This window comes from Bradyrhizobium sp., assembly GCF_016213215.1.
Classification (GTDB): domain Bacteria; phylum Pseudomonadota; class Alphaproteobacteria; order Rhizobiales; family Xanthobacteraceae; genus Bradyrhizobium.
On the sequence record NZ_JACRAW010000097.1, the window covers coordinates 133254 to 156049 of the forward strand.

The 22796-nt window shown below is 62.6% G+C and carries 19 protein-coding genes; 9 read left to right on the forward strand and 10 right to left on the reverse strand.

The features are described from left to right. The 5 genes from HY852_RS16725 (at position 1) to HY852_RS16745 (ending at position 6254) form a co-directional block, all read left to right on the forward strand. Positions 1 to 2322 (forward strand): bifunctional salicylyl-CoA 5-hydroxylase/oxidoreductase, encoded by a 2322-nt coding sequence (locus HY852_RS16725; RefSeq protein WP_291605887.1) that lies wholly within the window; start codon positions 1 to 3, stop codon positions 2320 to 2322. A 5-nt stretch (positions 2323 to 2327) separates the two neighbouring features. Then, complete coding sequence (locus HY852_RS16730; RefSeq protein ID WP_291605888.1) at positions 2328 to 3104, forward strand: SDR family NAD(P)-dependent oxidoreductase; 777 nt, start codon at positions 2328 to 2330, stop codon at positions 3102 to 3104. Positions 3105 to 3113: 9 nt separating this feature from the next. After that, positions 3114 to 3956 (forward strand): enoyl-CoA hydratase family protein, encoded by an 843-nt coding sequence (locus HY852_RS16735; protein WP_291605889.1) that lies wholly within the window; start codon positions 3114 to 3116, stop codon positions 3954 to 3956. Positions 3957 to 4140: 184 nt separating this feature from the next. Continuing rightward, the gene (locus tag HY852_RS16740; protein ID WP_291605890.1) at positions 4141 to 4542 is read left to right on the forward strand and encodes a RidA family protein; all 402 of its coding nucleotides are present in this window, start codon (positions 4141 to 4143) and stop codon (positions 4540 to 4542) included. Between the two features lie 62 nt (positions 4543 to 4604). Beyond that, the gene (locus HY852_RS16745) at positions 4605 to 6254 is read left to right on the forward strand and encodes a benzoate-CoA ligase family protein (protein WP_291605891.1); all 1650 of its coding nucleotides are present in this window, start codon (positions 4605 to 4607) and stop codon (positions 6252 to 6254) included. A 164-nt stretch (positions 6255 to 6418) separates the two neighbouring features. Here the strand turns inward: HY852_RS16745 and HY852_RS16750 are convergent, their stop codons facing one another. Beyond that, positions 6419 to 6970 (reverse strand): histidine phosphatase family protein, encoded by a 552-nt coding sequence (locus tag HY852_RS16750; protein WP_291605892.1) that lies wholly within the window; start codon positions 6968 to 6970, stop codon positions 6419 to 6421. 457 nt (positions 6971 to 7427) lie between these two features. On the opposite strand from HY852_RS16750, the gene HY852_RS16755 reads away from it, so the two are divergent. Further along, entirely contained in the window at positions 7428 to 8303 is an 876-nt protein-coding gene (locus HY852_RS16755; protein WP_291605893.1) for a tripartite tricarboxylate transporter substrate binding protein, read from the forward strand. Positions 8304 to 8392: 89 nt separating this feature from the next. Here HY852_RS16755 and HY852_RS16760 read toward each other — a convergent pair whose 3' ends face one another. The 9 genes from HY852_RS16760 to HY852_RS16800 all read right to left on the reverse strand — a co-directional run bounded on the left by HY852_RS16760 (position 8393) and on the right by HY852_RS16800 (position 19462). Further along, positions 8393 to 10177: an adenylate/guanylate cyclase domain-containing protein gene (locus tag HY852_RS16760; protein WP_291605894.1), complete on the reverse strand. Its 1785-nt coding sequence runs from the start codon at positions 10175 to 10177 to the stop codon at positions 8393 to 8395. A gap of 283 nt (positions 10178 to 10460) precedes the next feature. Then, the gene (locus HY852_RS16765) at positions 10461 to 10916 is read right to left on the reverse strand and encodes a cupin domain-containing protein (protein WP_291605895.1); all 456 of its coding nucleotides are present in this window, start codon (positions 10914 to 10916) and stop codon (positions 10461 to 10463) included. A gap of 159 nt (positions 10917 to 11075) precedes the next feature. Continuing rightward, complete coding sequence (locus HY852_RS16770; protein ID WP_291605896.1) at positions 11076 to 12431, reverse strand: phosphatase PAP2 family protein; 1356 nt, start codon at positions 12429 to 12431, stop codon at positions 11076 to 11078. A 661-nt stretch (positions 12432 to 13092) separates the two neighbouring features. Continuing rightward, positions 13093 to 13740: an ABC transporter ATP-binding protein gene (locus tag HY852_RS16775; RefSeq protein ID WP_291605897.1), complete on the reverse strand. Its 648-nt coding sequence runs from the start codon at positions 13738 to 13740 to the stop codon at positions 13093 to 13095. Next, positions 13727 to 14458, reverse strand: a complete 732-nt coding sequence (locus HY852_RS16780; RefSeq protein WP_291605898.1) for an ABC transporter ATP-binding protein — start codon at positions 14456 to 14458, stop codon at positions 13727 to 13729. Before HY852_RS16780 ends, HY852_RS16775 begins: the two co-directional genes overlap by 14 nt. Further along, complete coding sequence (locus HY852_RS16785) at positions 14455 to 15384, reverse strand: branched-chain amino acid ABC transporter permease (RefSeq protein WP_291605899.1); 930 nt, start codon at positions 15382 to 15384, stop codon at positions 14455 to 14457. The genes HY852_RS16780 and HY852_RS16785 overlap by 4 nt, the downstream gene beginning before the upstream one ends. Further along, positions 15381 to 16277 carry a branched-chain amino acid ABC transporter permease gene (locus tag HY852_RS16790; RefSeq protein ID WP_291605900.1) on the reverse strand — a complete coding sequence of 299 codons (897 nt, stop codon included), beginning with the start codon at positions 16275 to 16277 and terminating at the stop codon, positions 15381 to 15383. The genes HY852_RS16785 and HY852_RS16790 overlap by 4 nt, the downstream gene beginning before the upstream one ends. Positions 16278 to 16321: 44 nt before the next feature. Further along, positions 16322 to 17596, reverse strand: coding sequence for an ABC transporter substrate-binding protein (locus HY852_RS16795; RefSeq protein WP_291605901.1), 1275 nt, complete (start codon positions 17594 to 17596; stop codon positions 16322 to 16324). A gap of 135 nt (positions 17597 to 17731) precedes the next feature. Next, positions 17732 to 19462, reverse strand: coding sequence for an acyl-CoA synthetase (locus tag HY852_RS16800; RefSeq protein WP_291605902.1), 1731 nt, complete (start codon positions 19460 to 19462; stop codon positions 17732 to 17734). A 338-nt stretch (positions 19463 to 19800) separates the two neighbouring features. Between HY852_RS16800 and HY852_RS16805 the strand changes: the two genes are divergently transcribed. The 3 genes from HY852_RS16805 to HY852_RS16815 all read left to right on the forward strand — a co-directional run. After that, the gene (locus HY852_RS16805) at positions 19801 to 20997 is read left to right on the forward strand and encodes an ABC transporter substrate-binding protein (protein ID WP_291605903.1); all 1197 of its coding nucleotides are present in this window, start codon (positions 19801 to 19803) and stop codon (positions 20995 to 20997) included. A 75-nt stretch (positions 20998 to 21072) separates the two neighbouring features. Then, the gene (locus tag HY852_RS16810; RefSeq protein WP_291605904.1) at positions 21073 to 21966 is read left to right on the forward strand and encodes a branched-chain amino acid ABC transporter permease; all 894 of its coding nucleotides are present in this window, start codon (positions 21073 to 21075) and stop codon (positions 21964 to 21966) included. Positions 21967 to 21978: 12 nt separating this feature from the next. Continuing rightward, the coding region (locus tag HY852_RS16815; protein WP_291605905.1) for a branched-chain amino acid ABC transporter permease at positions 21979 to 22796 on the forward strand (818 nt) is incomplete at its 3' end.

Consider the following 22796-nt stretch of genomic DNA (forward strand, 5'->3'; position numbering starts at 1 on the left):
ATGCGGATCGTTTGCATCGGAGGCGGACCTGCAGGGCTGTACTTCGGCATCCTTATGAAGATGCTCGATCCGTCGCACCGGATTTCGGTGATCGAGCGCAACCGGCCCTACGACACGTTTGGGTTCGGCGTGGTGTTCTCCGATGCCACGATGGACAACATGCGCAAGTGGGACCGCGCCACGGCCGATGCAATCGAGCAGGCGTTCAATCACTGGGACGACATCGAAGTCCTGATAAAGGGCCGCCGCATGCGCACCACCGGCCATGGTTTCGTCGGGATCGGCCGCAAGCGCCTGCTCAACATCCTGCAGGCGCGCGCCGAGGAGCTGGGCGTCGAACTGATCTTCGAGCGCGAGGTCGATTCCGATCTGGAATTTGCCGATGCGGACCTGATCGTGGCGGCTGACGGCGTCAATTCGAAGATCAGGACGCGATACGCCGAGAACTTCCGGCCCGACATCGTGCTGCGGCCCAATCGCTACATCTGGCTCGGCACCGACAAGCGCTTCGATGCCTTCACGTTTGACTTCCGCAAGACCGAGCACGGCTGGTTTCAGGCGCACATCTACAAATTCGAGGAAGGGGCGGCGACCTTCATCGTCGAGACCACCGAAGAGGCGTTTCTGGCGCACGGCCTCGACAAGCTCGATCAGAACGGCTCGATCGCATTCTGTGAGCAGCTGTTTGCCGAGATCCTCGAAGGTCACTCGCTGGTGGCCAATTCGCGCCATCTGCGCGGGTCGGCATGGCTGTCGTTTCCGCGCCTGATCTGTGACCAGTGGAGCGTGGTCAACGGGAGAAGCCACGTTGTGCTGATGGGCGATGCGGCGCATACCGCGCACTTCGCCATCGGTTCCGGCACCAAGCTCGCGCTCGAGGATGCCATCGAGCTGACCGCCCAGTTCAAGCAGCTGGGTTCGTCGCCGGACAAGATCCCGGCGGTGCTGGCCGCCTACGAGGACGTGCGGCGTATCGACGTAGCGCGGATCCAGAACGCGGCGCGCAATGCGATGGAATGGTTCGAGGTGGTCGGCGCGCGCTATGCCGACAGGCTTGAGCCGGAACAGTTCATGTATTCGCTCCTGACGCGCTCGCAGCGCATCAGCCACGAAAACCTGCGTCTGCGCGACAAGACGTGGCTGGAAGGCTATGAGAAGTGGTTTTCGCAGCAATGCGGACTTCCGGCGTCGAATGCGGCCGTGCCGCCGCCGATGTTCACGCCGTACCAGATTCGCGGGCTGGCGCTATCGAACCGGATCGTCGTCTCGCCGATGGCGGTCTATTCCGCGCAGGACGGCGTCCCGAATGATTTTCATCTCGTGCATCTCGGCGCCCGCGCGCTGGGCGGCGCGGGACTGATTTTCACCGAGATGACCTGTGTTTCACCCGAAGCGCGGATCACGCCCGGCTGCTGCGGCCTGTGGAACGACGAACAGGCAAGGGCCTTTACGCGCATTGTGGATTTTGTTCACGGCAACTCGCCGACCAGGATCGGAATCCAGTTGGGTCATGCCGGACGGAAGGGCTCGACCCGCGTGGCCTGGGAGGGAATCGACGAACCGCTGCCGGATCAAAACTGGCCTCTGGTGTCCGCTTCCGCGGTGCCCTACCTGCCGGACGGCCAGTTGCCAAAGCCCATGACGCGCGCCGAGATGGAGCGGGTGCGTGAGGAATTCGTGGCGGCGGCGCGACGGGCGGCAACAGCCGGCTTCGATATCCTCGAATTGCATTGCGCCCACGGCTATTTGCTCTCGAGCTTCCTGTCGCCGCTGACCAACCGCCGCGCCGACGAGTATGGCGGCGGCATTGAAAACCGCGCCCGCTATCCGCTCGACGTGTTTCGTGCGATACGCGCCGTGTGGCCGGAGCAGCGCCCGATGTCGGTTCGATTGTCGTGCCACGATTGGGCGGAGGGCGGCAACACGCCCGATGACGCGCTCCAATTCGCCCGTCTCTTCAAGGAAGCCGGGGCGGACTTGATCGACTGTTCGTCGGGCCAGGTTTGGGCCGAGGATCGTCCGGTTTATGGCCGGCTGTATCAGACGCCGTTTGCCGACAAGATCCGCAACGAGGTCGGAATTCCAACCATCGCGGTCGGAGCGATCTCGGAAGCCGACCATGCCAATTCAATCATTGCCGCGGGAAGGGCCGATCTGTGCGCCATCGCGCGGCCGCACCTGGCCGATCCGGCCTGGACACTGCATGAGGCGGCGCGGATCGGCGTGAAGTCGATCGCTTGGCCAAAACAGTACCTGGCGAGCAAGCAGCAATATGAGGCCAATCTCGAGCGTGCCGCCGCGGCGGCCGTCGCCGTAAGGTGATCACCGTGGGTTTTTGGCACAATGCGCATGCCCTCGTGACCGGTGCCGGTTCTGGCATTGGCGCGGCGACCGCGCTGGCCTTGGCGCAAGCAGGTGTGCGGGTCAGCGTTGCCGGGCGCAGGATGGATCGGCTCGCCCACACGGCGGCTCGGCTCGGCAAGCGTGCCGGCGCGACGGTCGCGATGGACGTAACCGACGAGACCGCGGTTGCGAACGGCGTGGCGCGGATCGAGGCCGAAGCGGGGCCTATCGACATCCTCGTCAATAATGCCGGGAAGGCATCGAGCGCGCCCTTCGAGCGGACCGACAGCGAAATGTGGGCGGACATGCTTGCGAGCAATCTGTCCAGCGTCTTTTTCGTCACCCGCGCGGTCCTGCCGGGCATGGCACGGCGCGGGCGCGGCCGCGTCGTCAACGTCGCATCGAGCGCCGGGCTCACCGGCTACGCCTATGTCTCCGCCTATGTGGCGGCGAAGCACGGCGTGGTCGGGCTGACGCGTTCGCTGGCTCTGGAATACGCCAGGAGCGGGGTCACCGTGAACGCGGTTTGCCCGGGCTACACCGACACCCCGCTGGTGGGGGAGGCCGCCGCCAATATTGCCGCCAAGACCGGACGCAGCGAAGCGGAGGCACGGGCGATGCTCGCCAAGGTCAATCCGATGCAACGGCTGGTGACGCCGGAGGAGGTCGCCGACACCGTTCTCTGGCTCGCTTCCGCTGGGGCATCGGCAATCAACGGACAATCGGTCGCCGTCGCCGGCGGTGAAGTGTTTACCGGGTGAGGAAACAACATGTCTTCTGAAATGAAAGCAAAGCTGCGACCCTTCAGAAACTATCCGGCGCGACATTTCCGGTGGACTACCGATGACAGTGGACGCGTCGCGACCGTCGCTTTCAACCGGCCGGAAAAGAAGAATGCGTTGACTTTCGAGTCCTACGAGGAATTGCGCGATCTGTTTCGCAATCTCGCCTACGCCTCCGATGTCCGCTCGGTGGTGCTGACCGGAGCCGACGGCGACTTTTGCTCGGGTGGCGACGTGTTCGAAATAATCGAGCCGCTGACGCGCATGGCAATGCCCGATCTGATCGCGTTCACGCGCATGACGGGTGACGTGGTGAAGGCGATGCGCAGATGTCCGCAGATCATCGTCGCGGCCATCGATGGCATCTGCGCTGGCGCCGGCGCGATGCTTGCGCTCGCGTCCGATCTGAGAGTGGCGACGCCGCAGGCCAAGACGGCCTTCCTGTTCACGCGTGTTGGTCTTGCCGGTGCGGATATGGGCGCATGCGGGCTGTTGCCGCGTGTGATCGGGCAGGGGCGGGCGGCGGACTTGCTCTACACCGGTCGCGCGATGAGCGCAGAGGAAGGTCTGGCCTGGGGATTTCATAACCGGCTGGTGCCTGCGGCGGAGCTTGTGGGTGCGGCGCAGGAACTGGCGCGTTCGCTGGCCGACGGGCCCTGGTTCGCCCACGGCGTCACCAAGACCATGTTCAATCAGGAATGGGCGATGGGCGTCGACGAAATGATCGAGTCGGAAGCGCAGGCGCAGGCGATCTGTATGGTGACCGGCGATTTTCGCCGCGCCTTCGAGGCGTTTGCCGCCAAGCAGAAGCCGGTCTTTCAGGGAAACTGACGTGAGCCCGCGCGAGCCGTCTCGCGACCACTTTTTCGACCCCGGCATCGCGATTTCGTTGCAGTCGTTGCGCAGCACATCCAGCAAGTCGCTACCGAGGTCCAGAAATGCATCAATGGACTTGACGTCTTGAGAGCGGCCGTTTCGATCTGCTTCGATAGCGTCGGGATATGGGAGCGTGCCTATGAGTGATATCCTGCAGCCCCCGGGTTGGGTCACGCCGAGCGGCTACGCCAATGGAATAGCTGCGCGGGGCCAGCTGATCTTCATCGCGGGCCAGATCGGCTGGAATGGACAATGCGTGTTCGAATCGGACGATCTCGTCGATCAGATCGAGCAGACACTGAAAAACATCGTCGCGGTTGCGCGCGCGGGAGGGGCTGAGCCGGCGCACATCGTGTCGATGACCTGGTTCCTTATCGATCGCAAGGAATATTCGGCGCGATTGAAGGAGATCGGCGCGGTGTATCGCGCCGTCATGGGTCGGCGCTTTCCGGCCATGACGGCGCTGCAAGTGTCCGGATTGATCGAGGACCGCGCCAAGGTCGAGATCCAGGCAATCGCCGTGCTGCCGGATCGGGAGTGATTGTTGCAGGCGGGTTCGATGCGCCGCCCACATGTTGTCGAAACCGAGAAGAGATAGAAGCGATGGTTGCTGCTCCCAAACTTGGCCCGTCGGGTCACATCGATACGTTTGCGCGGCGAAATCTGCCCCCGTCCAATCAATGGCCGGATCTGCTGCTGGACAGGCCGGAATTTGACTATCCGGATCATCTGAATGTCGGTGTCGAACTGACCGACCGTATCGTCGATAAGGGGCTTGGCGATCGAATTGCCCTGATCGGCAACGGCCGTCAGCGCACCTACAAGGAGCTGACGGACTGGTCGAACCGGCTGGCGCATGCGCTGGTGGAGAATTACGGGGTCAAGCCCGGCAACCGGGTGCTGATACGGTCGGGCAACAATCCGGCCCTGGTGGCCGCCTGGCTTGCCGCAACAAAAGCGGGCGCGGTCGTGGTCAATACGATGCCGATGCTTCGCGCCGGCGAATTGACGCAGATTGTCGACAAGGCCGAGATCGGCCTTGCGCTGACCGACAGCCGGATTGCCGACGATCTCGTGGCCTGCGCGAAGACGAGCCGGTTTCTGAAGCAGGTCGTGAATTTCGACGGTACATCGAACCACGATGCCGAACTCGATCGCGTGGCGCTGAACAAGCCGGTCCGTTTTGAGGCGGTCAAGACAGGTCGTGATGACGTGGCCCTGTTGGGATTTACGTCGGGGACGACCGGAGTGCCGAAGGCGACGATGCACTTCCATCGCGACCTCCTGATCATCGCCGACGGTTATGCCCGGGAGGTCCTCGGCGTCCAGCCGGACGACGTTTTCGTTGGATCGCCCCCGCTTGCGTTCACGTTCGGACTCGGCGGCCTCGCCATTTTTCCATTGCGGTTCGGCGCCACGGCGACGCTCATCGAAAACGCCTCGCCGCCCGAGTTGATCAAGATGATCGAAACCTACAAGGCGACGATCTGCTTCACCGCGCCGACAGCGTATCGGACGATGATCGCAGCAATGGAGAAGGGCGCCGACCTGTCGTCGCTGCGTCTTGCGGTATCGGCCGGCGAGACCTTGCCGGCCCCGGTTTTCGAAAGCTGGACCCAAAAGACTGGCAAGCCGATCCTCGATGGCATCGGCAGCACGGAGTTGCTGCACATCTTCATGACCAACCGGGTAGATGACGCGGTCGCGGGATCGACGGGGTATCCGGTTTCAGGTTACGAGGCGAAGATCGTGGACGACGACATGAATGAGTTGCCTGCCGGGACGGCCGGCAAGCTTGCGGTGCGCGGTCCGACCGGATGTCGCTATCTTGCGGATGCGCGGCAGACCAGCTACGTGCGGAACGGCTGGAACCTGACCGGCGACGCCTTTGTGCGCCGTGAAGATGGTCGCTTCTCTTTCGTGGCCCGGGCGGACGATATGATCGTCTCGGCCGGTTACAACATTGCCGGGCCCGAGGTGGAAGCGGCGCTCCTAACCCATCCCGATGTGGCCGAATGCGCTGTCGTCGGAACGGCCGATGCGGAACGCGGGCAGATTGTTTCGGCGTTCGTCGTCCTGAAGCAAGCGGCCCCGCGCGATGAGCTTGAGGTGAAACGGCTGCAGGATCACGTCAAGGCCGCGATCGCTCCCTACAAATATCCGCGCGCGATCACCTTTCTCGAGGCGCTGCCCAAGACCCAAACCGGAAAGATCCAACGATTCAAGTTGAGGAACGATGCATCGCAACGATGATGACGGTCTGAGCGGATTGAGATCATCGACCAGGGCGTGTACCCCTAAATCTGGCACAGTGGATCAGGGCGGTTTGATGTCTGCTTTGTCCCTGATAGCGGCGCGAAAGCGGACATCGCCGGAGGTCTGAGTTGGACCAATAGGCGACCAAGCACATCGCGGTTCTAGGGGTGCCACTCCATAATTTCACAATTATCAAGGTGACGATCTGTCAGACGGTGAAAGAATGTCCCGTGTCCAACTGCGGCCACTCTTTGCTCGGGCCGCCTTGCCAACCATGTTGAAAACTCTGCCATACGCGAAAACACTACATCGTCAGGTTCTACAGAAACGCCACGATGATCCTTGGGGCCATCGTGCCACCAACATTCTTCGAGATGGCCGAAATCCAGCATTGGAAATTCGGCTGAGAGTACATTTGGGTGACGCCCAATGTCACAGCTATTCCCCAAGCGCTCCCTGTGCAACGACGATACGATGATGCTGGTCTGTTCTGGATCGAACAGGCCGAGACATGTTTCAATGGCCCGCGTCAGCGGGGAAACAATGACCAACTCAACGCCAAGTCGTTGTGCAGCTTCCTTCGCAGCCACGACCTGATTTCGACCTTTCGAAGTCAGGCGTGCGTCGTAGTGAAGTGGGTCAACTCCTGTAGCATCAAATAGCTCGTTGAACGTCGATTGACCATGACGGATAAGGAATGTGTGAGTTGGCATTGCCTGTGAGTTTCATCAAGCGTGAGGTGCGTCCCTTGATCACAGAGTACAACCTCTCGTAGAATAATTTTCAAGGTAAAAACGTCTCCTATGGGTCGAGACACCGTCGCTCTCGACATGCCTGGGCGATTTCCAGTAAACGTCTGCTCATTAGAACGTCGGCTTTGGGTCAAAATCGGCGGTCTTGGCCGGTGCAGGTCACTTCCGGTCTACATTCGGCAGCTGACCTTTGGATGAGCATCGAGTTGGGCAGGCTCGGGCCAATAGGCGACATCGCCCTTCCACGATCTCAGGAATAGGAATAGGCTATTCGCGCCCGCTCGCATCGCATTGCCGCCGCGGAGGGACTGCAATGAAACTTCCCCACCGAAGGCAGTTTCTGCATTTGGCTGCGGCCACTGCCGCGCTACCGGCGCTCTCGACCATCGCGCGAGCGCAAGCCTATCCGACGCGGCCGGTGCGCATCATCGTCGGCTTTCCCGCTGGCGGCTCGGCAGACTTTCACGCTCGTCTAATGGGGCAGTGGTTATCGGAGCGGCTCGGCCAGCAATTCGTCGTCGAGAACCGGCCGAGTGCCGGCGGCAATATTGGCACAGAGGCAGTCGTCCGTGCACCGGCCGACGGCTATACGCTCCTGCTGGCCGCAACACCGAACGCAATCAACGCAACGCTCTACGACAGGCTTAACTTCAACTTCATCCGGGACATTGCACCGGTTGCCGGGATCGTGCACGGGCCCCAAGTCATGGTGATGCATCCTGCTCATCCCACCAGAACCGTTCCGGACTTCATCGCCTACGCCAAGGCCAATCCCGGCAAGATCAACATGGCGTCGGGCGGCGTCGGGACGCCGGGCCATCTGGCCGGCGAGCTGTTCAAGATCATGACTGGCGTCAACTTAATTCACGTGCCCTATCGCGGCGAAGGACCTGCCCTTACCGACGCGATTAGTGGGCAGTTCGAGCTAATGTTCGTCAGCGGGAGCCCATCGCTTGAGTTCATCCGGGCTGGTAAACTGCGAGCCCTTGCGGTGACCACCGCAACGCGGTCGCCGGCGCTGCCGGACGTGCCGACCATTGCCGAAACGGTCCCCGGATATGAGGTGACCGCGTGGGCAGGGATAGGTGCGCCGAAGGGCACACCGTCCGAGATCATCCACAAGCTCAACGATCATATCAATGCCGGACTAGCAAGCCCCGGCATCAAGGCGCGATACGCCGATCTGGGCCTTACACCTCTTGTTCTCTCGCCATCTGACTTCGGAAAATTTGTCGCTGACGACACGCAAAGGTGGGCGAAGGTGATCCGTGCGGCCAACATCAAGCTGGAGTAATTTCGACCCGCCGATATTTCATAGCGGCCAACAACGGAAGTCGCGCTTATTCGATCATCTCGTCCCAACGGGAGAGCATTCTGCGATGGTCATTCGGGCAGCCCGGCTCGCCGCAAGCCTTCTTCGTATCGCGAGAGGTCTTCGGCAGGCCGAATAGGGGGGAGCACGTCTTTGAGATTGGAAATACGCAGCGCGGGATTGAGTTGCCGCAGCCGAGCCATGGCATTGTGTGCTTGCTCCGGCCGTCCGGCCATTGCATTGCTTGCGGCGGCGATGCGTAATCCAGATTGATAGTCCGGATTGTCCTGCAATGCCATTGCAGCCCACGATGCCGCTTCGTCATAGCGGCCCAGGAAGAAATGGGCAAACGCGGTCCCGGCCCGCATACCACTCATCCGCGGATCAAGTGGGCTCAGGCGCATGGCACGCGCGAAGCGCTCGATCGCCGCTTCCGGCTCGCCGAGCCAGTTTTTTACCCAGCCGCCGCAAAGCCATGCCTCGGCCAAATTGGAATTGAGCATCAGCGCGCGATCGATCAAGGCGGCGCCTCCCCCGAGATCGCGAACAACATTCACTAACGCCCACCCGCCGCGGGAGAGCGCAAGCGCGTCATCCCTGCCCAACTCAACCGCCCGCTGGGCGAGCCTTGCTACTTCGGCAATCTCGTTCCCTGTGACTGTAATCCAACCATTGATCTTGGCAAAGGCGTAGCAAGAGGCGGCACGACCGTAGGCGGCCGCAAAATCCGGATCGAGCTCGATCGCGCTGTTGAACAGGCGCAATGCCTCGTCGAGCGCTTGCCGGTTAGCAAACTGATAAGACTTGGCCAAACCGCGTAAATAGAGGGCATAGGCGTCGAGGCTCTCGGTCGGCTTGCGCTTTGCACGCTCGATTTCGGCTTTTTCCACCGCTGGCGCGATCGCCCCGACAACGCTCTCGGTCACCTGGTCCTGCAGATCGAAGATGTCGTCGAGACCACCATCAAACCGGTCTGCCCAAAGATGCGCGCCAGTGGCGGTATCGACGAGCTGTCCTGTGATGCGCACTCGATTTGCCGCTTTGCGAACGCTGCCTTCCAGCACGTAGCGAACCCCAAGCTCGCGTCCAACCTGCTTCACGTCAACGGCGCGCCCCTTGTAGGTGAAGCTCGAATTGCGGGCGATGACGAACAGCGCCTTGAAATGCGATAGCGCCGTGATGATGTCATCGACCATGCCGTCGGCAAAATATTCCTGTTCCGGATCGGAGCTCAGGTTGGTGAAGGGCAGAACGGCGATCGAGGGTTTATTGGGTAGAGCAAGGGTCTCATCAACAGGCCAGCGGTTCGGCACCGCGGGCACGGCGCGACCGTATGGGACGCGCCAGACCCGCATCGGTTCGGCGATATTCTTCAAGGATTGCGAACCCAGATCCTCAAACGTTACATCTACCTTGCCACGAATTTGCCGACGAGCGTCATCCGAGATGCTGATGCCGCCCGGCTCTGCAATCCCTTCGAGACGCACTGCAATATTGACCCCTTCACCAAAGATATCGTTCTCTTCGATAATGATATCACCGACGTGAATGCCGATGCGGAGTTCGATCTGCTTGTCCTGCGGCACGTCGATATTTTGTTCGGCCATGCCGCGCTGAATTTCGTCGGCACATCGCACGGCGTCGACCACGCTGGCGAACTCGGCAATAGCGCCGTCCCCGGTATTCTTGACGACACGGCCGTGATGCTCAGCGATTTTGGGATCGAAAATCGTTCTTCTAAGCGCTTTCAGTCGCGCCAGCGTGCCTTCTTCGTCGATCCCTATCAAGCGGCAAGAGCCCGCGACATCCGCCGCCAGAATTGCTGCTAGTCGTCGCTCTACGTGCTCGCTGCTCAAGATGGTCCCCCGTACTGGGGAAATCGAATGATTATAGCACGATTGTGGGTCGATGTCCGGCTACGCCCAAGGTCCGAAATGGGTCAAAATCGCCGGTCTGGACCGATGCAAGTCGTTTCCGGTCTACATCCGACAGCAGCCCTTTGGGCGGGCATCCAGTTGGCCGCCTCGTGCCAACTCCGGACTCATGCACTGCAGCGTGCAAGGCCTTTATTCGATCATGTCGTCGGCGACGTAGTGCACCTTCGGGAGGCAGCAGTTGAATGCCGAAAGCGGGCTACGATTACTTCTTGCGCGGATCGTCCGCTGGGTTGATGTAATCGATGCCTCCAGGACCGACGAACTGAACTTGGAGAATCCCCTCCTCGTTTCCGGTCCAGGCGTAGTGAGGGTGCTTTGCCGGATACACCCATAACGAGCCCGGCTTTAACAACTCGCCTTTCTCCTCAAATTTTTCGCCGTGGCTACTCCCAATGTTACCGCTTATCACGGTGACAACTTCGGAATAGGGGTGAGTGTGCGGTGGCATTTGAAAGTTAGGGGGAAACTTGATCCGCAAGACAACTACATCCCCCGCTTTCGTCGGGTCGCCCACCAGAGTTGCGATCTGGACGCCTTTGGGGAAGGCCGGGTTCTCCTTCCACGCGAGTGCCTCGGGATTGACCCGCGTCGGGGTATCCTGCGCCATCGCTGGAAGTGAGAACGCCACCAAGCCCGCTATCGCCAAGAATTTTCTCATGTGAGTCTCCTCCACTGAGATGTAAGTCCGCACGTCGCGGCAAGTTCGAACGCCTTGCGGCAGCGAGTCTCACGGCATTCGGAGTTCGAACCGGTCAAAATGGGTCGCAACGCTGTCCGGTCGCGCCCACGCTCCAAGCCCGACGATCTTCGCGTGACGTCAACGATCTGACGCCCGCGCCAGAACCTTTTCCGCAACGGCGCGGCCGAGCGCCTGCCCCGCGTCGAGGTCGGACCGGTAGTGAATGCCTGCATACATGCGCGCGTCTGCTGCCTCCTTGCCGATGGCCAAGAGTGTGTCGGCATCGTCTGGAAACAAACGAGCGAGGACGACGGCCGCTGCGGTCGAAATGCACCCATGCGCCGCCGGGTAGCTCGGATGGTTCGGCGGCGGGAATAGCGTCTTGAGTTCCGGGTCGAGCTGCGATGGCCTGATACGCCAGTAGGTGAACTTTGCATCCCAGCAAGCGATGCAAGCATCATGCATGGCGATGTTCATGGCCGCGAAGGCGTATGTGGCGGCCGCGGGGTCCTGACCGAGGCCGTATTCGAGGACCTTGCGGCTGGCGTGCTCGTTCCAGAGCTGAAACGAGCGCACTCCGCCGAAGGTCTCCCAGTAGACGGCAATCGAATTTGTCCGTGGCGTCCGCGCGAACGATTTCAATTCCGCGAGTTCAGCCAGGACCGCGGCGGAATCGTAGTCCGGGGGCGGCGGGGGCCGAAACTCATCCGAGGTCTTCAGCGACCATGACTTCCATGTGGCCGCGGCGGGATTGATCGGGCTTGTTCCCCTCCACTTGCCGGCGCCGGAGGGTACGGTTCCAGTCCACTTCAGGTCGGAGCCGTCCTGCTTTCCGTGTTCAATCGCGCGCGCCGCCGTCTGCCGCCCCAAGTCGAGCCCTGCCTCGACATCGCTCGGATATTCAACGCCGGCGATGACCCGTGATTGGGCGGCCTCCATGCCAAGCTTCCTGATGCGATCCGCGTCGGCAGGAAACAGATAAGCCAGCACCTCGGAGGCAGCACCGGCGGCTGCGCCGAAATCAGACGGATAGGACCCACTGTCGGCTACTGGCACTACTGCGGCGATCTGCGGATCGACGGCGAACGGACGCTCACGGGCGTAGCTCTTCTTGTTCGCAAGGGCGCTCACCACGGCGTCGTGGATGGCGGCGTGAATGAGAGCGAGATTTCGCAACGCGAGCGGCACTGTAACGGAGTGTGTCAGCATCTCCCTCACCGCAATTTCATTCCAGCGATAGGCGGGTCCGCCAACGTCCCACCAGCGCACCTGCGCGATCGCGGAGACGTTTCGATTGGCGAGCATCGTCTTGAGAGCGGTTAGTTCGGCGGTCGCGGCCTCTCCCGTCGGCGGTGGCGCAGTCTTGCGGTCACCAACAGTGGACAGGATCCAGGTCGGTCTTTCGCCCGCGGCGTCAACTCGAGCGGTGCCCGCAGCCACAACCAGCCACGCGGCAGCCACGCTGCTTGCCAAGGAACGGTTGAAAGTAATCATCGTCGATCCCCTGTGAAGGACCGGCGTCAGACCGAAGCCTTGAATCTTTTTTGCGCTGGAGGTGGTTGAACGCCGTTCTGCCGCCCCCGGCCAGACGCCAGCGGGACACCTCCTGAACTGGGCACGCGCTACAAACATGCGCTACCTTGACGGACCGTGAGCCCGGGAAGCACAAAAGTCAATGTGAGCCTCGTCGTCGCCGTGGAGCTGCGGCTGTCTACGATGGGACAAAAAATCTCTCTTGGGAGGCCGGACGGGATCGCCTGGAGCGGACCACCAAAGGCCTGCGCTACGCTGAACAGCGCCTGACGGAGTGGGCGACCGAGATGCGCGTTAGGCAATCCGCACCGCCGTCCTGAGTTTTCGGCAGCGGAAGCGCGCGGCCGGACTGATCAAGGTCCGCTCCAGGTCAAAATCGGAATGCCCTGACCGAGCAGAAGAGGTCTGCTAAGTCCCCAAAACCCGACATCCTGCGTCTTTATGAATCCACGCCCCAGTCTAGCGGCTCACTTCAGTGTCGTTCTCGGGTTTCAGATACGCGACTGTTCTGTCCGCCAGCTCCTGCGTAGGGCAGCACCATATTGGTAGCCACTAACTTTACTGACGCCGTCGCGTGCGGCGGCGATCAATCGCTCGCGGTACCGGCCTGTTGCGTTACTCATCAACTCCTCAGGCCGACCGATCCGCGGTCAATGGTGAACACGCGATCGAGCAGGCCATGTGCGTGCGTCATGCTTGATTCGGCGAGAATCACCGACAATCCGGACCTGCGCAGCCCCGAGATCACCTCGGCCAGGCGCCGGGCTAGCACCGGCGCCAGGCCCTCGAACGGCTCATCGAGCAAGAGAAGCTTGCGTCCCCCCATCATCGCCCGACCCAAGGCCACCAGCTTCTGCTGGCCGCCCGAGAGCTGCAAGGCCTTGCGTGCGCGCAAGCTCGTCAGCTCGGGGATGGTGTTGTAGATGTGCGCGAGCTGCACCTTTGCGTCGTCCGCGTCCGCGGCCCAGGCAGGCAGCAGGATATTCTCCTCCGCCGACAGGCCCGGCACAAGCCGCCGGTCCTCCGGCATGTATCCTATCCCCAGCCCTGCGCGACGGTAGGTCGGCAAGTCCGCCAGCTCCCGGCTCTCGAAGTCGAGCCGCCCGGACGCTGGCGCCTGCAGCCCGATGATGGTGCGCAACAGGGTGGTCTTTCCGGCGCCATTGCGCCCGATCAGGCCGGCGAACTCCCCTGCGCTGACCTCGAGATCGACGCCGCGCAGAATGGCCACCGCCCCGATCGACACGGAGACGCCTTCAAGCCGCAGCATGGGGTATCTCCTCGCCGATCACGTAGCGGCGCACGTTCTCCGCGCGCAGCACGGTGTCGGGCGATCCGTCCGCGATGATGCCACCGTCGTAGAACGCCACCACGCGCCCGGCAAATCGCGCCACGATGTCCATATCGTGCTCGACGAAGATCACCGTTACCCCGGCGGCACGCGCCGCGCCCATCACGACGTCCATGATGGCGAACTTTTCGTCGGCGGAGACGCCGCTGGTCGGCTCGTCGAGCAGGAGCAGCTTGGAGCGGCTGGACAGGGCCATGGAAACGTCGAGCAACTTGCGGATTCCTTCGGGCAACAAGCCGGCCTTCTGCGCGGCGTAGGGTGCGAGCTCGAACCGCGTCAGCGTCTCGTCGGCCGCTGCCTGCGGATCGTCCATCGCGGCAATACTCTCGGCCACCAGTAGGTTCTCGCGAACGCTCAACGAATTGAAGAGCTGCGGTATCTGGAACGAGCGCGAGATGCCGAGCTTGGTGATCTGGCGCGGCTTCAAGCCCACGATGTCGCGTTCGCCGAACAGGATTTGACCGCTGTCGGGCCTGAGATAGCCGGTCACCATGTTAAGAAAGGTCGTCTTGCCGGCGCCGTTGGCACCGATCAGGCTGACGACGGTGCCAGGATCGAACGTCAGGTTGATATCGACGGCCGCCTTCACGGCGCCGAAGCTCTTCTGCAACCCTTTTGCAGTCAGCACCGCACTCATACGGACCTCCGCCGCCGCTCGGCGAGCGTCCACAGGCCGGCTGGCAGGAACATGATGATGGCCAGCATGGCCAGGCCAAGCGACATCTGCCACACGTTGGGCGCGTACTGGCTGGCGATCGTGCGCAGAGCCTCAAAGATGGAGGCCGCCACGAAGGGGGCCAGAATGCTCTGGGTGCCGCCCAGGATGGCGATGAACACGAACTCGCCTGAGGTCGTCCAATAGGTCATCTCGGGATCGACATGGCCGACCGCCAAGGCCGCCAGGGCGCCGCCCAGGCCCGCCATGGCACCCGCGATCAGGTAGTTGACGTACACCACGCGGTAGGGCGAGGCGCCGAGATAGGCCACCCGCAGCTCGTTGTCGCGCACGCCGGTGGCCAACCGTCCCCAGTGTCCGCCCAGCAGCCTGTGCACCAATAGCGCCACCACCACTGCACAGACCGCGCCGGCAATGAGAAACACCCGCCGCTCCACGCCGGACGCCAAGGCAACTCCGAAGAATGTGCGCGCATGCAGGTTGAACCCGTCCGTGCTGCCGAGCGCGGCGCTCTTCACCAGCACGCCATACAGGATCATCGAAAATGCCAGCGACAGCATGGCAAAGAAGATATCGCGGTACCTGGCGAGCAGCAGGCCCAGCAGGGCGGCTATCAACCCGGCGGCCGCGGCGCCTGCGAGCAGCATCACGGCCGCATCGGCAACATGCAGATGATGCGAGAGCAGCGCAGCCGCATAGGCGCCGATGCCGAAGTACAGCCCCTGCCCGAACGACACGAGCCCGGTGCGCATCAGCACAAGAAGGCCAAGCACCACCACGCCTTTGGCGAGCGCTAGCATGGCCATGAACACCAGCCATTGTGGCGAGAGCAGAGCCAACCCTGTCAGCGCGACGAGAGGAGCGATTGCGACGATCGCAGCTTTCATATCTTGCGCGCCTCCTGCGCCGCGAACAGTCCCTTCGGGCGCGCAATGAGCACCATGGCCATCACCGCGTAGATGGAGAACAGCTCGGCCTCCGGCCAGTAGCGCACCGTGGCCGAGCGGACGAGGCCGACCAGAAGCGCGCCGAGCGCCGCTCCGCCGAGACTGCCGAGACCGCCGATCACCACCACCGCGAAGGCGAGCACAATCACCTCAACACCAATGCCGGGCGTTACGGCTATCGTTGGCGCCGTGAATGCCCCGCCGAGCGCCGCCAGCGTCGCACCGACGGCGAAGGTGGCGAGATAGACCCGGCTCACGTTGATGCCCATGGCCATGCTCATGTCACGGTCGTGGATGACGGCGAGCAGCAGCTTACCTTGGCGCGTGCGATAGAGCGCCCAGGCAAGGGCGAGCCCGGTCGCCAGCGCCAATGCGATCAGCAGGACGTTGTAAACGGGGTATGTCAGGCCGCCGAGCTGAAAATTTCCGGGCAACGCGTAGGGGTCGGGCAGCAGCAACGAGTCCACGCCCCACACCAGCTTGATCACGTCCTCCATGATCAGGAAGAGAGCATAGGTGATCAGCACCAGCACCACCTCGTCCTTGCCGTACATCCACTGCAGCAGGCCACGCTCGATCAGCGGACCGGCAACGGAGCCGACGAGGAGGGCCGCGAGCAGCAGCATGGCGAAGCTGCCGGCCGCCGGCAGTCCGCCACCGAGCCATGCGCCGGCAAGCGAGCAAGCCGCATAGGCGCCCAAGGCATAGAGGCTGCCATGGGCCACGTTGAGGATGCGCATGACGCCATAGATCAGCGTCAGCCCGGCCGAAATCAGGAACAGCCAGGACGCATAGGTGATGCCGTCGAAGGCAATGGGCAGGATGCTGCTCATCTTAAGCCAAGCGGCGGCAGCCCGTAGGCTGCCGTCCCTGATTGTTATTTCTTGATGCCAGACTTGATCCAGGCTTCGCTTTTCACGCCATCGGGTGGATTCACCTTGTCCGCGGAATAGCGTGCGATATCGACGATCTTGAGCTCACCGCCCTCTACCCTGGTCGTGCCGACCGCGGCGTCCATGATCGCCTGGTGGCCCTTGCCGAGCGCCATCTTGACCGGCCCACCAGGGCCTTCGAAGGTCAGGTTCTCGAACGCAGCGATGATCTTGTCCTGGTCGGGTGCCTCATTGCCGCTGCCCTTGGCCTTCTCGTAGGCAGCCTTCACGCCGAGGATTGCTTGCGTCATTTTGAAGGACGCATAGTTCGGCGGGACGTGGTAGCGGTCCTGGTAGGTGGTCTTCAGCCAGCGCGCGAGATCAGTGCCCGGTGCAAACGGCCCGAACGGACCACGCGCCCCCAGAATGGTTCCGTCCGGAATCCGCGTGCCCAGCCTGTTGATGGCCGGTTCGCCGGCTGACAGCACCACCTTGTGCTTCTCGAACAGGCCACGCGGTGCGCCCTGCAGCACGAGGCCCTCAAGATCGCCGCCCCACATGCTGGAATGGATCACCTCCGCCCCACTACCGAGAAGCGTGGTGATTTCAGCGCCGAACTGACCCGCAAAAAGCTTCGGCATCTGCGAGGTCTTCACCTCGATGCCAGGCTTGAGGGTCTTCATGGCGTTCTCGAAGTCCGCCCAGGAGTCCTGACCCCAGGCATAGTTCTGATTGAGGCCGGCAATCGACTTTACGTTGGGCGTGCGCTCCACCAGATAAAGCGCGACAGACACGTTGTCCATTGTGCCGGTTGGACCGGTGCGAAACACGTATTTGTAGCTCGCGTCCTCGAAGATTCGAGGCGTGCCGCAGTCGAATAGGACGGTGAGCTTCTTTTGCTCTTCGGCGACGGGCGCAATCGCCAGGCAATCGCCGCTCGAGATGTAGCCGATCACGATGTCGACCCTTGGCACGAGATTGCGATACTCGGCCACCTGCTTTTGTGGGCCGCCCGCCTCGTCGATGATGACGAGTTCGATGGGCGTCCCGCCGAATCCCTTCTGGGAATAGGGTGCGGGAACAGTGCCCGCGTTGAGCAGCTCGGCCGTCAGCTCGGCGGCGTTGCGGGCCGGTACCCCGAACGGACCGGCGGCCGGACCGGACAGGAACGTAACGATGCCGACCTTGAGGGGTTGCTGCGCGAGCGAAGCCGGCACCGCCAGCAGAAAGACGAACGCGGCCAAGGCCGCGCACAACCCGAAGCTCAATGATGGTCGCATTTGTTTCCTCCTCCTTGTCGGTCTGACTAGACCAGTGCCAATCGGCAAAGGCTGCGGTATCTCACATGGGTTGCTGCCCGAATCCGAAACCAGAAGACCTTGGCGTGTGGAAGACCTGTGACGGCCTTTAGTCCGTTACAGGCTTCGCGCGCGTTCCCTCAACGTGAATTTCTGCACCTTGCCGGTTGCAGTCGTCGGCAGCGGCCCGAATATCACCGACTTTGGCGCCTTGAAGTGCGCGAGCCGGTCGCGGCAGAAGGTGATGATTTCCTCCTCGGTCGCCTGAGTGCCGGGCTTGAGCTGCACGAAGGCGCAGGGCGTCTCGCCCCATTTCGAATGCGGTCGCGCGACGACGGCCGCGAGCTGCACCGCCGGGTGCTTGTAGAGCGCGATCTCGACTTCGACGCTGGAAATGTTCTCGCCGCCCGAGATGATGATGTCCTTCGCGCGGTCCTTGATTTCCACGTAGCCGTTCGGATGCTCGACCGCGAGGTCGCCGGTGTGCATCCAGCCGCCGCGGAAGGCGTCGGCCGTCGCCTTGGGTTCCTTGAAGTAGCCGAGCATCACCGTGTTGCCGCGAACCATGATCTCGCCGATCGACCGGCCGTCGCGGGGCACCGGCTTCATCGTCCTGGCATCGGCCACCATCTGCCCTTCGACCACGGGATAGCGGACGCCCTGGCGCGCAACCAAGCCCGCGCGTTCGGCGAGCGGCAGCGCCGACCAGTCATCCTGCGGCGCGCAGTAGGTCGAAGGACCCTGCAGCTCCGTCATGCCGTAAATGTGCGTGACGCGGAAGCCAAGTTGCTCCATCGCTTCGATCACCTTGGCTGGCGGCGGCGAGCCGCCGGTCTGGATTTCCACTACATGGTTGAATCGGCGCAGTTGCTCGGCCGGCGCCGACGTCAGCATCGTCAGCACCGTCGGCGCGCCACACATGTGCGTCACGCCGTTCTCGGCGATCGTCGGGAAGATCAGCGCCGGATCGACCTTGCGCAGGCACACATGCGTGCCGCTCATCGCCACCACCGACCATGGAAAACACCAGCCGTTGCAGTGGAACATCGGCAGCGTCCAGAGATAGACCGGCTTCGGAGGCATCGGCCAGGCCATGATGTTGCCGACTGACTCGAGGAAGGTGCCGCGGTGATGATAGACGACCCCCTTCGGGTTGCCGGTGGTGCCGGATGTGTAATTGAGCGAGATCGCGCTGCTCTCGTCGGCCGGCGCACTCCAGGCGAAGCTCGGATCGCCCGTGGCGATGAACGCCTCGTATTCAACCTTGCCGAGCCGTTCGCCGGGCCCGGTATAGAGCTCGTCGTCGACATCGATCACCAGCGGCCGCTTTTTCAGCGCCGCGAGCGCGGGCCCAACCTGCGCCGCGAACTCGCGGTCGGTGATCAACACCTTCGCCTCGGCGTGCTGGAGGATATAGGCGATAGTTGCCGCCTCGAGACGGGTGTTGATGGCGTTCAATACCGCGCCGAGCATCGGCACGCCATAATGCGCCTCGACCATCGCCGGTACGTTCGGCAGCATGACCGAGACGGTATCGCCGCGCTTGACGCCGGCGCCCGCAAGCGCCGATGCGAGGCGACGGGCGCGCTCATAGAACTGGTGATAGCTGTAGCGCCGCTCGCCGTGGATCACCGCGATCCGTTCCGGATAGATCTCGGCCGAGCGCGGCAGGAACGAAACGGGCGTGAGCGGGGAGAAGTTTGCTTCGTTGCGACCGAGGCCGGAAAACACCCCGTTGTCGCCGTCGCGCGACCGTCGATTGGACTTCGCCGCACGCGTCTTGCCTGCTGGCCTGGAGATCGTTCGCTTGGGGCGTGCCGCGCGCTTACCTTGCGGTAATCGTACCATCGCTGCTCCTCCCGCGGCGCTCGCGCTGTGGCGAAGCCCCGGCGCTCGCCGTCCGATCCGGTTCTTTTGGACCAAGGCGCTGAGCATATATCAAACCGCGCCCCCCGACTGTCAGCAAGGCGAAATTCTTCCGCCCGATTGCCTGCCGCTCAATTGCTGCGGCACGGCATAACTCCGTGCGCGAAGACAAGGGACTTGCAAACGGGCGTGACATTCCTCAGGCTCACCATCGTCCGCGGACGGTCAAGTGCAGAGTGGTACGCGCGGGACCGGCCTTGCAAGATTCTCAACCACAAGGGAGGCGGAAAAACCGCCCGCTTTCAGCAGGAGGAGACACCATGAGAATTCTCAGTGTTGCGGCGGCCGCGCTGCTTGCCGGCCTGATGACCAGTGTTTCGGGCGGCGCTTTAGCCCAGGAGCGTACAGTCAAGATCACTGGCTTCGGCGCCAAATCCGGCGTGGTCCGCGTGTTCGGCGTCAACAGCGAGGCGGCGATGAAGGCAGCCGCCGAGGAAATCAACAAGGCGGGCGGCGTCACCCTCGGCGACGGCACGAAAGCAAAGCTTGCCGTCGAATTCCTCGATGATCGCTGCAACGCCGAGGAGGGAATCTCCGTCATCCGCCGCATCGCTTCGTCGGATGCCTTTGTGGCGGTCGGGCCGACCTGCTCGAACGTTGCCGAGTCGCTCTTCGGCATCCTGCAGAAGAAGGTGGGCGACGCCTCCGACAGCGGCCTGCAAATCCCCGTGTTCGCCGACGTCGCCGCCAAAGGCGGCCTCGCGGCGATTTCCGAGTGGGCGTTTCGCAACGTCCCGAGTGAGCTCGAAATGTACAAGTCGCTGTTCGCGTGGCTGAAGCGGGAGCACCCCAATCTGAAGACGATCTACGGCGGCGTCGAAAAGGACTTTGCGCATTCGAATGCCACCTACGGCGTGATGAAGAAACAGGCCGAGGAGAACGGCTTCCAGGTGCTCGGGACCGGCGAGTGGCTGCTGAACGACACGAACTTTTCGACGCAGGTGCGCGAAATGCGCCGCGCCAATCCGGAGATCGTCGCCATTTCCGCCCACCCGTTCACGACCTGCGGGGTGCTGCGTGAGATGGACCGTCAGGGCGTGAAGCCGAAACTCCTGATCGGCCTGACCAGTTCTTCCAGCATCGAGACGCTGCAGGGGTGCGCCAAGCAGGCGGAGGGCATCATCATCCCGACCAGTTTTGCGCCCGTCACCCCGGAGGCGAAAGCCGCGGCCGAGAACGTCTCCAAGCAGGGCGGCAGCATGGATCTGCACAGCGCGGCGGCCTACGAGATCATGTTCATTCTCAAGGAAGTGATCGAAAGCCAGAAGATCATGGCAAAGCCCGATACGGTGCAGGCCGACCGCAACAAGATGCGCCAGGGGCTGGCCGCGTTGAAGGAAACAAAAGGGCTGCTCGGCACCGTCGGGCGCACCAAGGACCGCGAGGCGATCAAGCCGTACCTCTACGTGCATGCGAAGGACGGGAGCTGGCAGGTCCTCCACAAGCCTTCCTCGTGATCGCCGTCAATCAAGCGGCGGGCCCGGCTGGCCCGCCGCATCCTGTCAACCTCGACCCTGTAGTGTGAGGGCGCAGTGGACCTGCTTGATCTGATCGATGCCGTGCAGTCCGTCGCCGACGGGTTGCTGTTCGGCTCCACCTACGCGCTGCTCGGAATAGGTTTCACGCTCATCTTCGGCGTGATGCACAAGATCAATCTTTCCTATGCCGCAGCGTCAATCGGCGCTGCCTACGGCAGCCTGCTGCTTCTCAGCGGCTTCAGCGCCGCGCCGGCCATCATCGTCTTCATGGCCGCGGCGCTGTGCGGCGGGGTGATCGGCGCGCTTGTCTATTTCATCGGCTTCAAGTTCATCCCTGTCGCCAATCCGCTGGCCACCTTGATGTCGACCGTCGGCCTGTTGCTGCTGATTGACGAGATTATCGTGCACACGACGGAAGGCGTGCCGCTCGCCTATCCCGCGCTGTATTCCGACGTGGTCGTGCGGCTTGGTCAGTTCATGCTGCGCGGCGACCTGATGTTTGTCTTCGTGCTTGGTTGCGCCTGCATGGTGCTGTTCCTGCTGCTGCTTTATCGGACCAGGCTGGGCATCGCCACGCGCGCCGTCTCGCAGCAGCCGATCGCCTCGCAGCTCTGCGGCATCAGCATCCTGAAGGTGAACGTTCTGACTTTCGTGGTCACCGGCATGCTGGGCGGCATTGCCGGTGCCATGAGCGGCGCAGCGATCGGCATGCTGTCGCCGCTGCTGGCTCAGCCGCTCACCGTCAAGGGCCTGATTGTCACCGTGATCGGCGGCCTCGGCAGCATACCCGGGGCGATCATCGCCGGCCTGATCGTGGGCGGGCTGGAGAGCCTGTTCCAGTTCCTGCGCGGTGTGACCGAACGGGACCTCTACATCATGATGCTCCTGTTCGCCTTCCTCGTGTTCCGGCCGGGAGGCATTTTCGCCAGGGCGCCCGGGCGCGACTGAGAGGAGGCGGGCATGGATTTCTATCTCGGTCTGGCGCAGGTCATCGGCGTCCATACCCTGCTGGGGCTCTCGGCCTATTGCGTCCTGCTCACCGGGCAGGTGAGCCTGGCCCAGGCGGCCTTCTTCGCCGTCGGAGCCTATGTCGCCGCGATCCTCACCGTCATCTTCAAGTGGCATCTGTTTGCCGCGCTCGGCGTATCCGCCACCGTCTCCGGCCTGACCGCCTGCGCGATCGGATTCCCGGCGCTGCGCGTGAAAGGATTGATGCTGGTGGTCGCCACGCTCGCCTTCGGCGAGGCCGTGCGCCTGTTCTTCTTCAATTTCACCTACCAGATTCAGGCCGGCGAGCTGAAGATCGGCCCGCACGGCGCCGAAGGTTTTCGCCAGATCCGCTACTTCCCGGAGCACGGCTGGTCCACCTTCGACGTCCTCATGTTCATCTGGCTGATGGTGGCGATCGTGATGGCATGCCTGTGGTGGCTCGATCAATCGCGCGCCGGCGCCGTGATGCGCGCTGTCGGTGAAGACGAGGTCGCGGCGCACAGCTCCGGCGTCAACGTCACGGCGGTGAAGGTATCGGCGATGACCATCGGTGGGGTCATCGCCGGAATCGGCGGCGGCATCTTCGCGCACTATACGACGCACATCGAGCATGTGCAGTTCGGCGTCATTCTCGCGACATTCGCCATCGCCTATCCGATCCTCGGCGGGCTTTCCAACGTGTTCGGCACGCTGCTCGCCGTCATCTTCATTCAGGGCTTCCTCATCGAGGGCCTGCGCTTTCTCGGCGATTGGCGCAATCTGCTGTTCGGCGCGCTGATCGTGCTGGC

Excerpts from the sequence above, each read along its gene's own strand:
- HY852_RS16785 (WP_291605899.1), bottom strand. The coding sequence starts at position 15,384 with ATGAAAGCTGCGATCGTCGCAATCGCTCCTCTCGTCGCGCTGACAGGG.
- HY852_RS16800 (WP_291605902.1), bottom strand. The coding sequence starts at position 19,462 with ATGGTACGATTACCGCAAGGTAAGCGCGCGGCACGCCCCAAGCGAACG.
- HY852_RS16805 (WP_291605903.1), top strand. The coding sequence starts at position 19,801 with ATGAGAATTCTCAGTGTTGCGGCGGCCGCGCTGCTTGCCGGCCTGATG.
- HY852_RS16780 (WP_291605898.1), bottom strand. The coding sequence starts at position 14,458 with ATGAGTGCGGTGCTGACTGCAAAAGGGTTGCAGAAGAGCTTCGGCGCC.
- HY852_RS16740 (WP_291605890.1), top strand. The coding sequence starts at position 4,141 with ATGAGTGATATCCTGCAGCCCCCGGGTTGGGTCACGCCGAGCGGCTAC.
- HY852_RS16750 (WP_291605892.1), bottom strand. The coding sequence starts at position 6,970 with ATGCCAACTCACACATTCCTTATCCGTCATGGTCAATCGACGTTCAAC.
- HY852_RS16745 (WP_291605891.1), top strand. The coding sequence starts at position 4,605 with ATGGTTGCTGCTCCCAAACTTGGCCCGTCGGGTCACATCGATACGTTT.
- HY852_RS16770 (WP_291605896.1), bottom strand. The coding sequence starts at position 12,431 with ATGATTACTTTCAACCGTTCCTTGGCAAGCAGCGTGGCTGCCGCGTGG.
- HY852_RS16795 (WP_291605901.1), bottom strand. The coding sequence starts at position 17,596 with ATGCGACCATCATTGAGCTTCGGGTTGTGCGCGGCCTTGGCCGCGTTC.
- HY852_RS16765 (WP_291605895.1), bottom strand. The coding sequence starts at position 10,916 with ATGAGAAAATTCTTGGCGATAGCGGGCTTGGTGGCGTTCTCACTTCCA.
- HY852_RS16790 (WP_291605900.1), bottom strand. The coding sequence starts at position 16,277 with ATGAGCAGCATCCTGCCCATTGCCTTCGACGGCATCACCTATGCGTCC.
- HY852_RS16775 (WP_291605897.1), bottom strand. The coding sequence starts at position 13,740 with ATGCTGCGGCTTGAAGGCGTCTCCGTGTCGATCGGGGCGGTGGCCATT.
- HY852_RS16725 (WP_291605887.1), top strand. The coding sequence starts at position 1 with ATGCGGATCGTTTGCATCGGAGGCGGACCTGCAGGGCTGTACTTCGGC.
- HY852_RS16735 (WP_291605889.1), top strand. The coding sequence starts at position 3,114 with ATGTCTTCTGAAATGAAAGCAAAGCTGCGACCCTTCAGAAACTATCCG.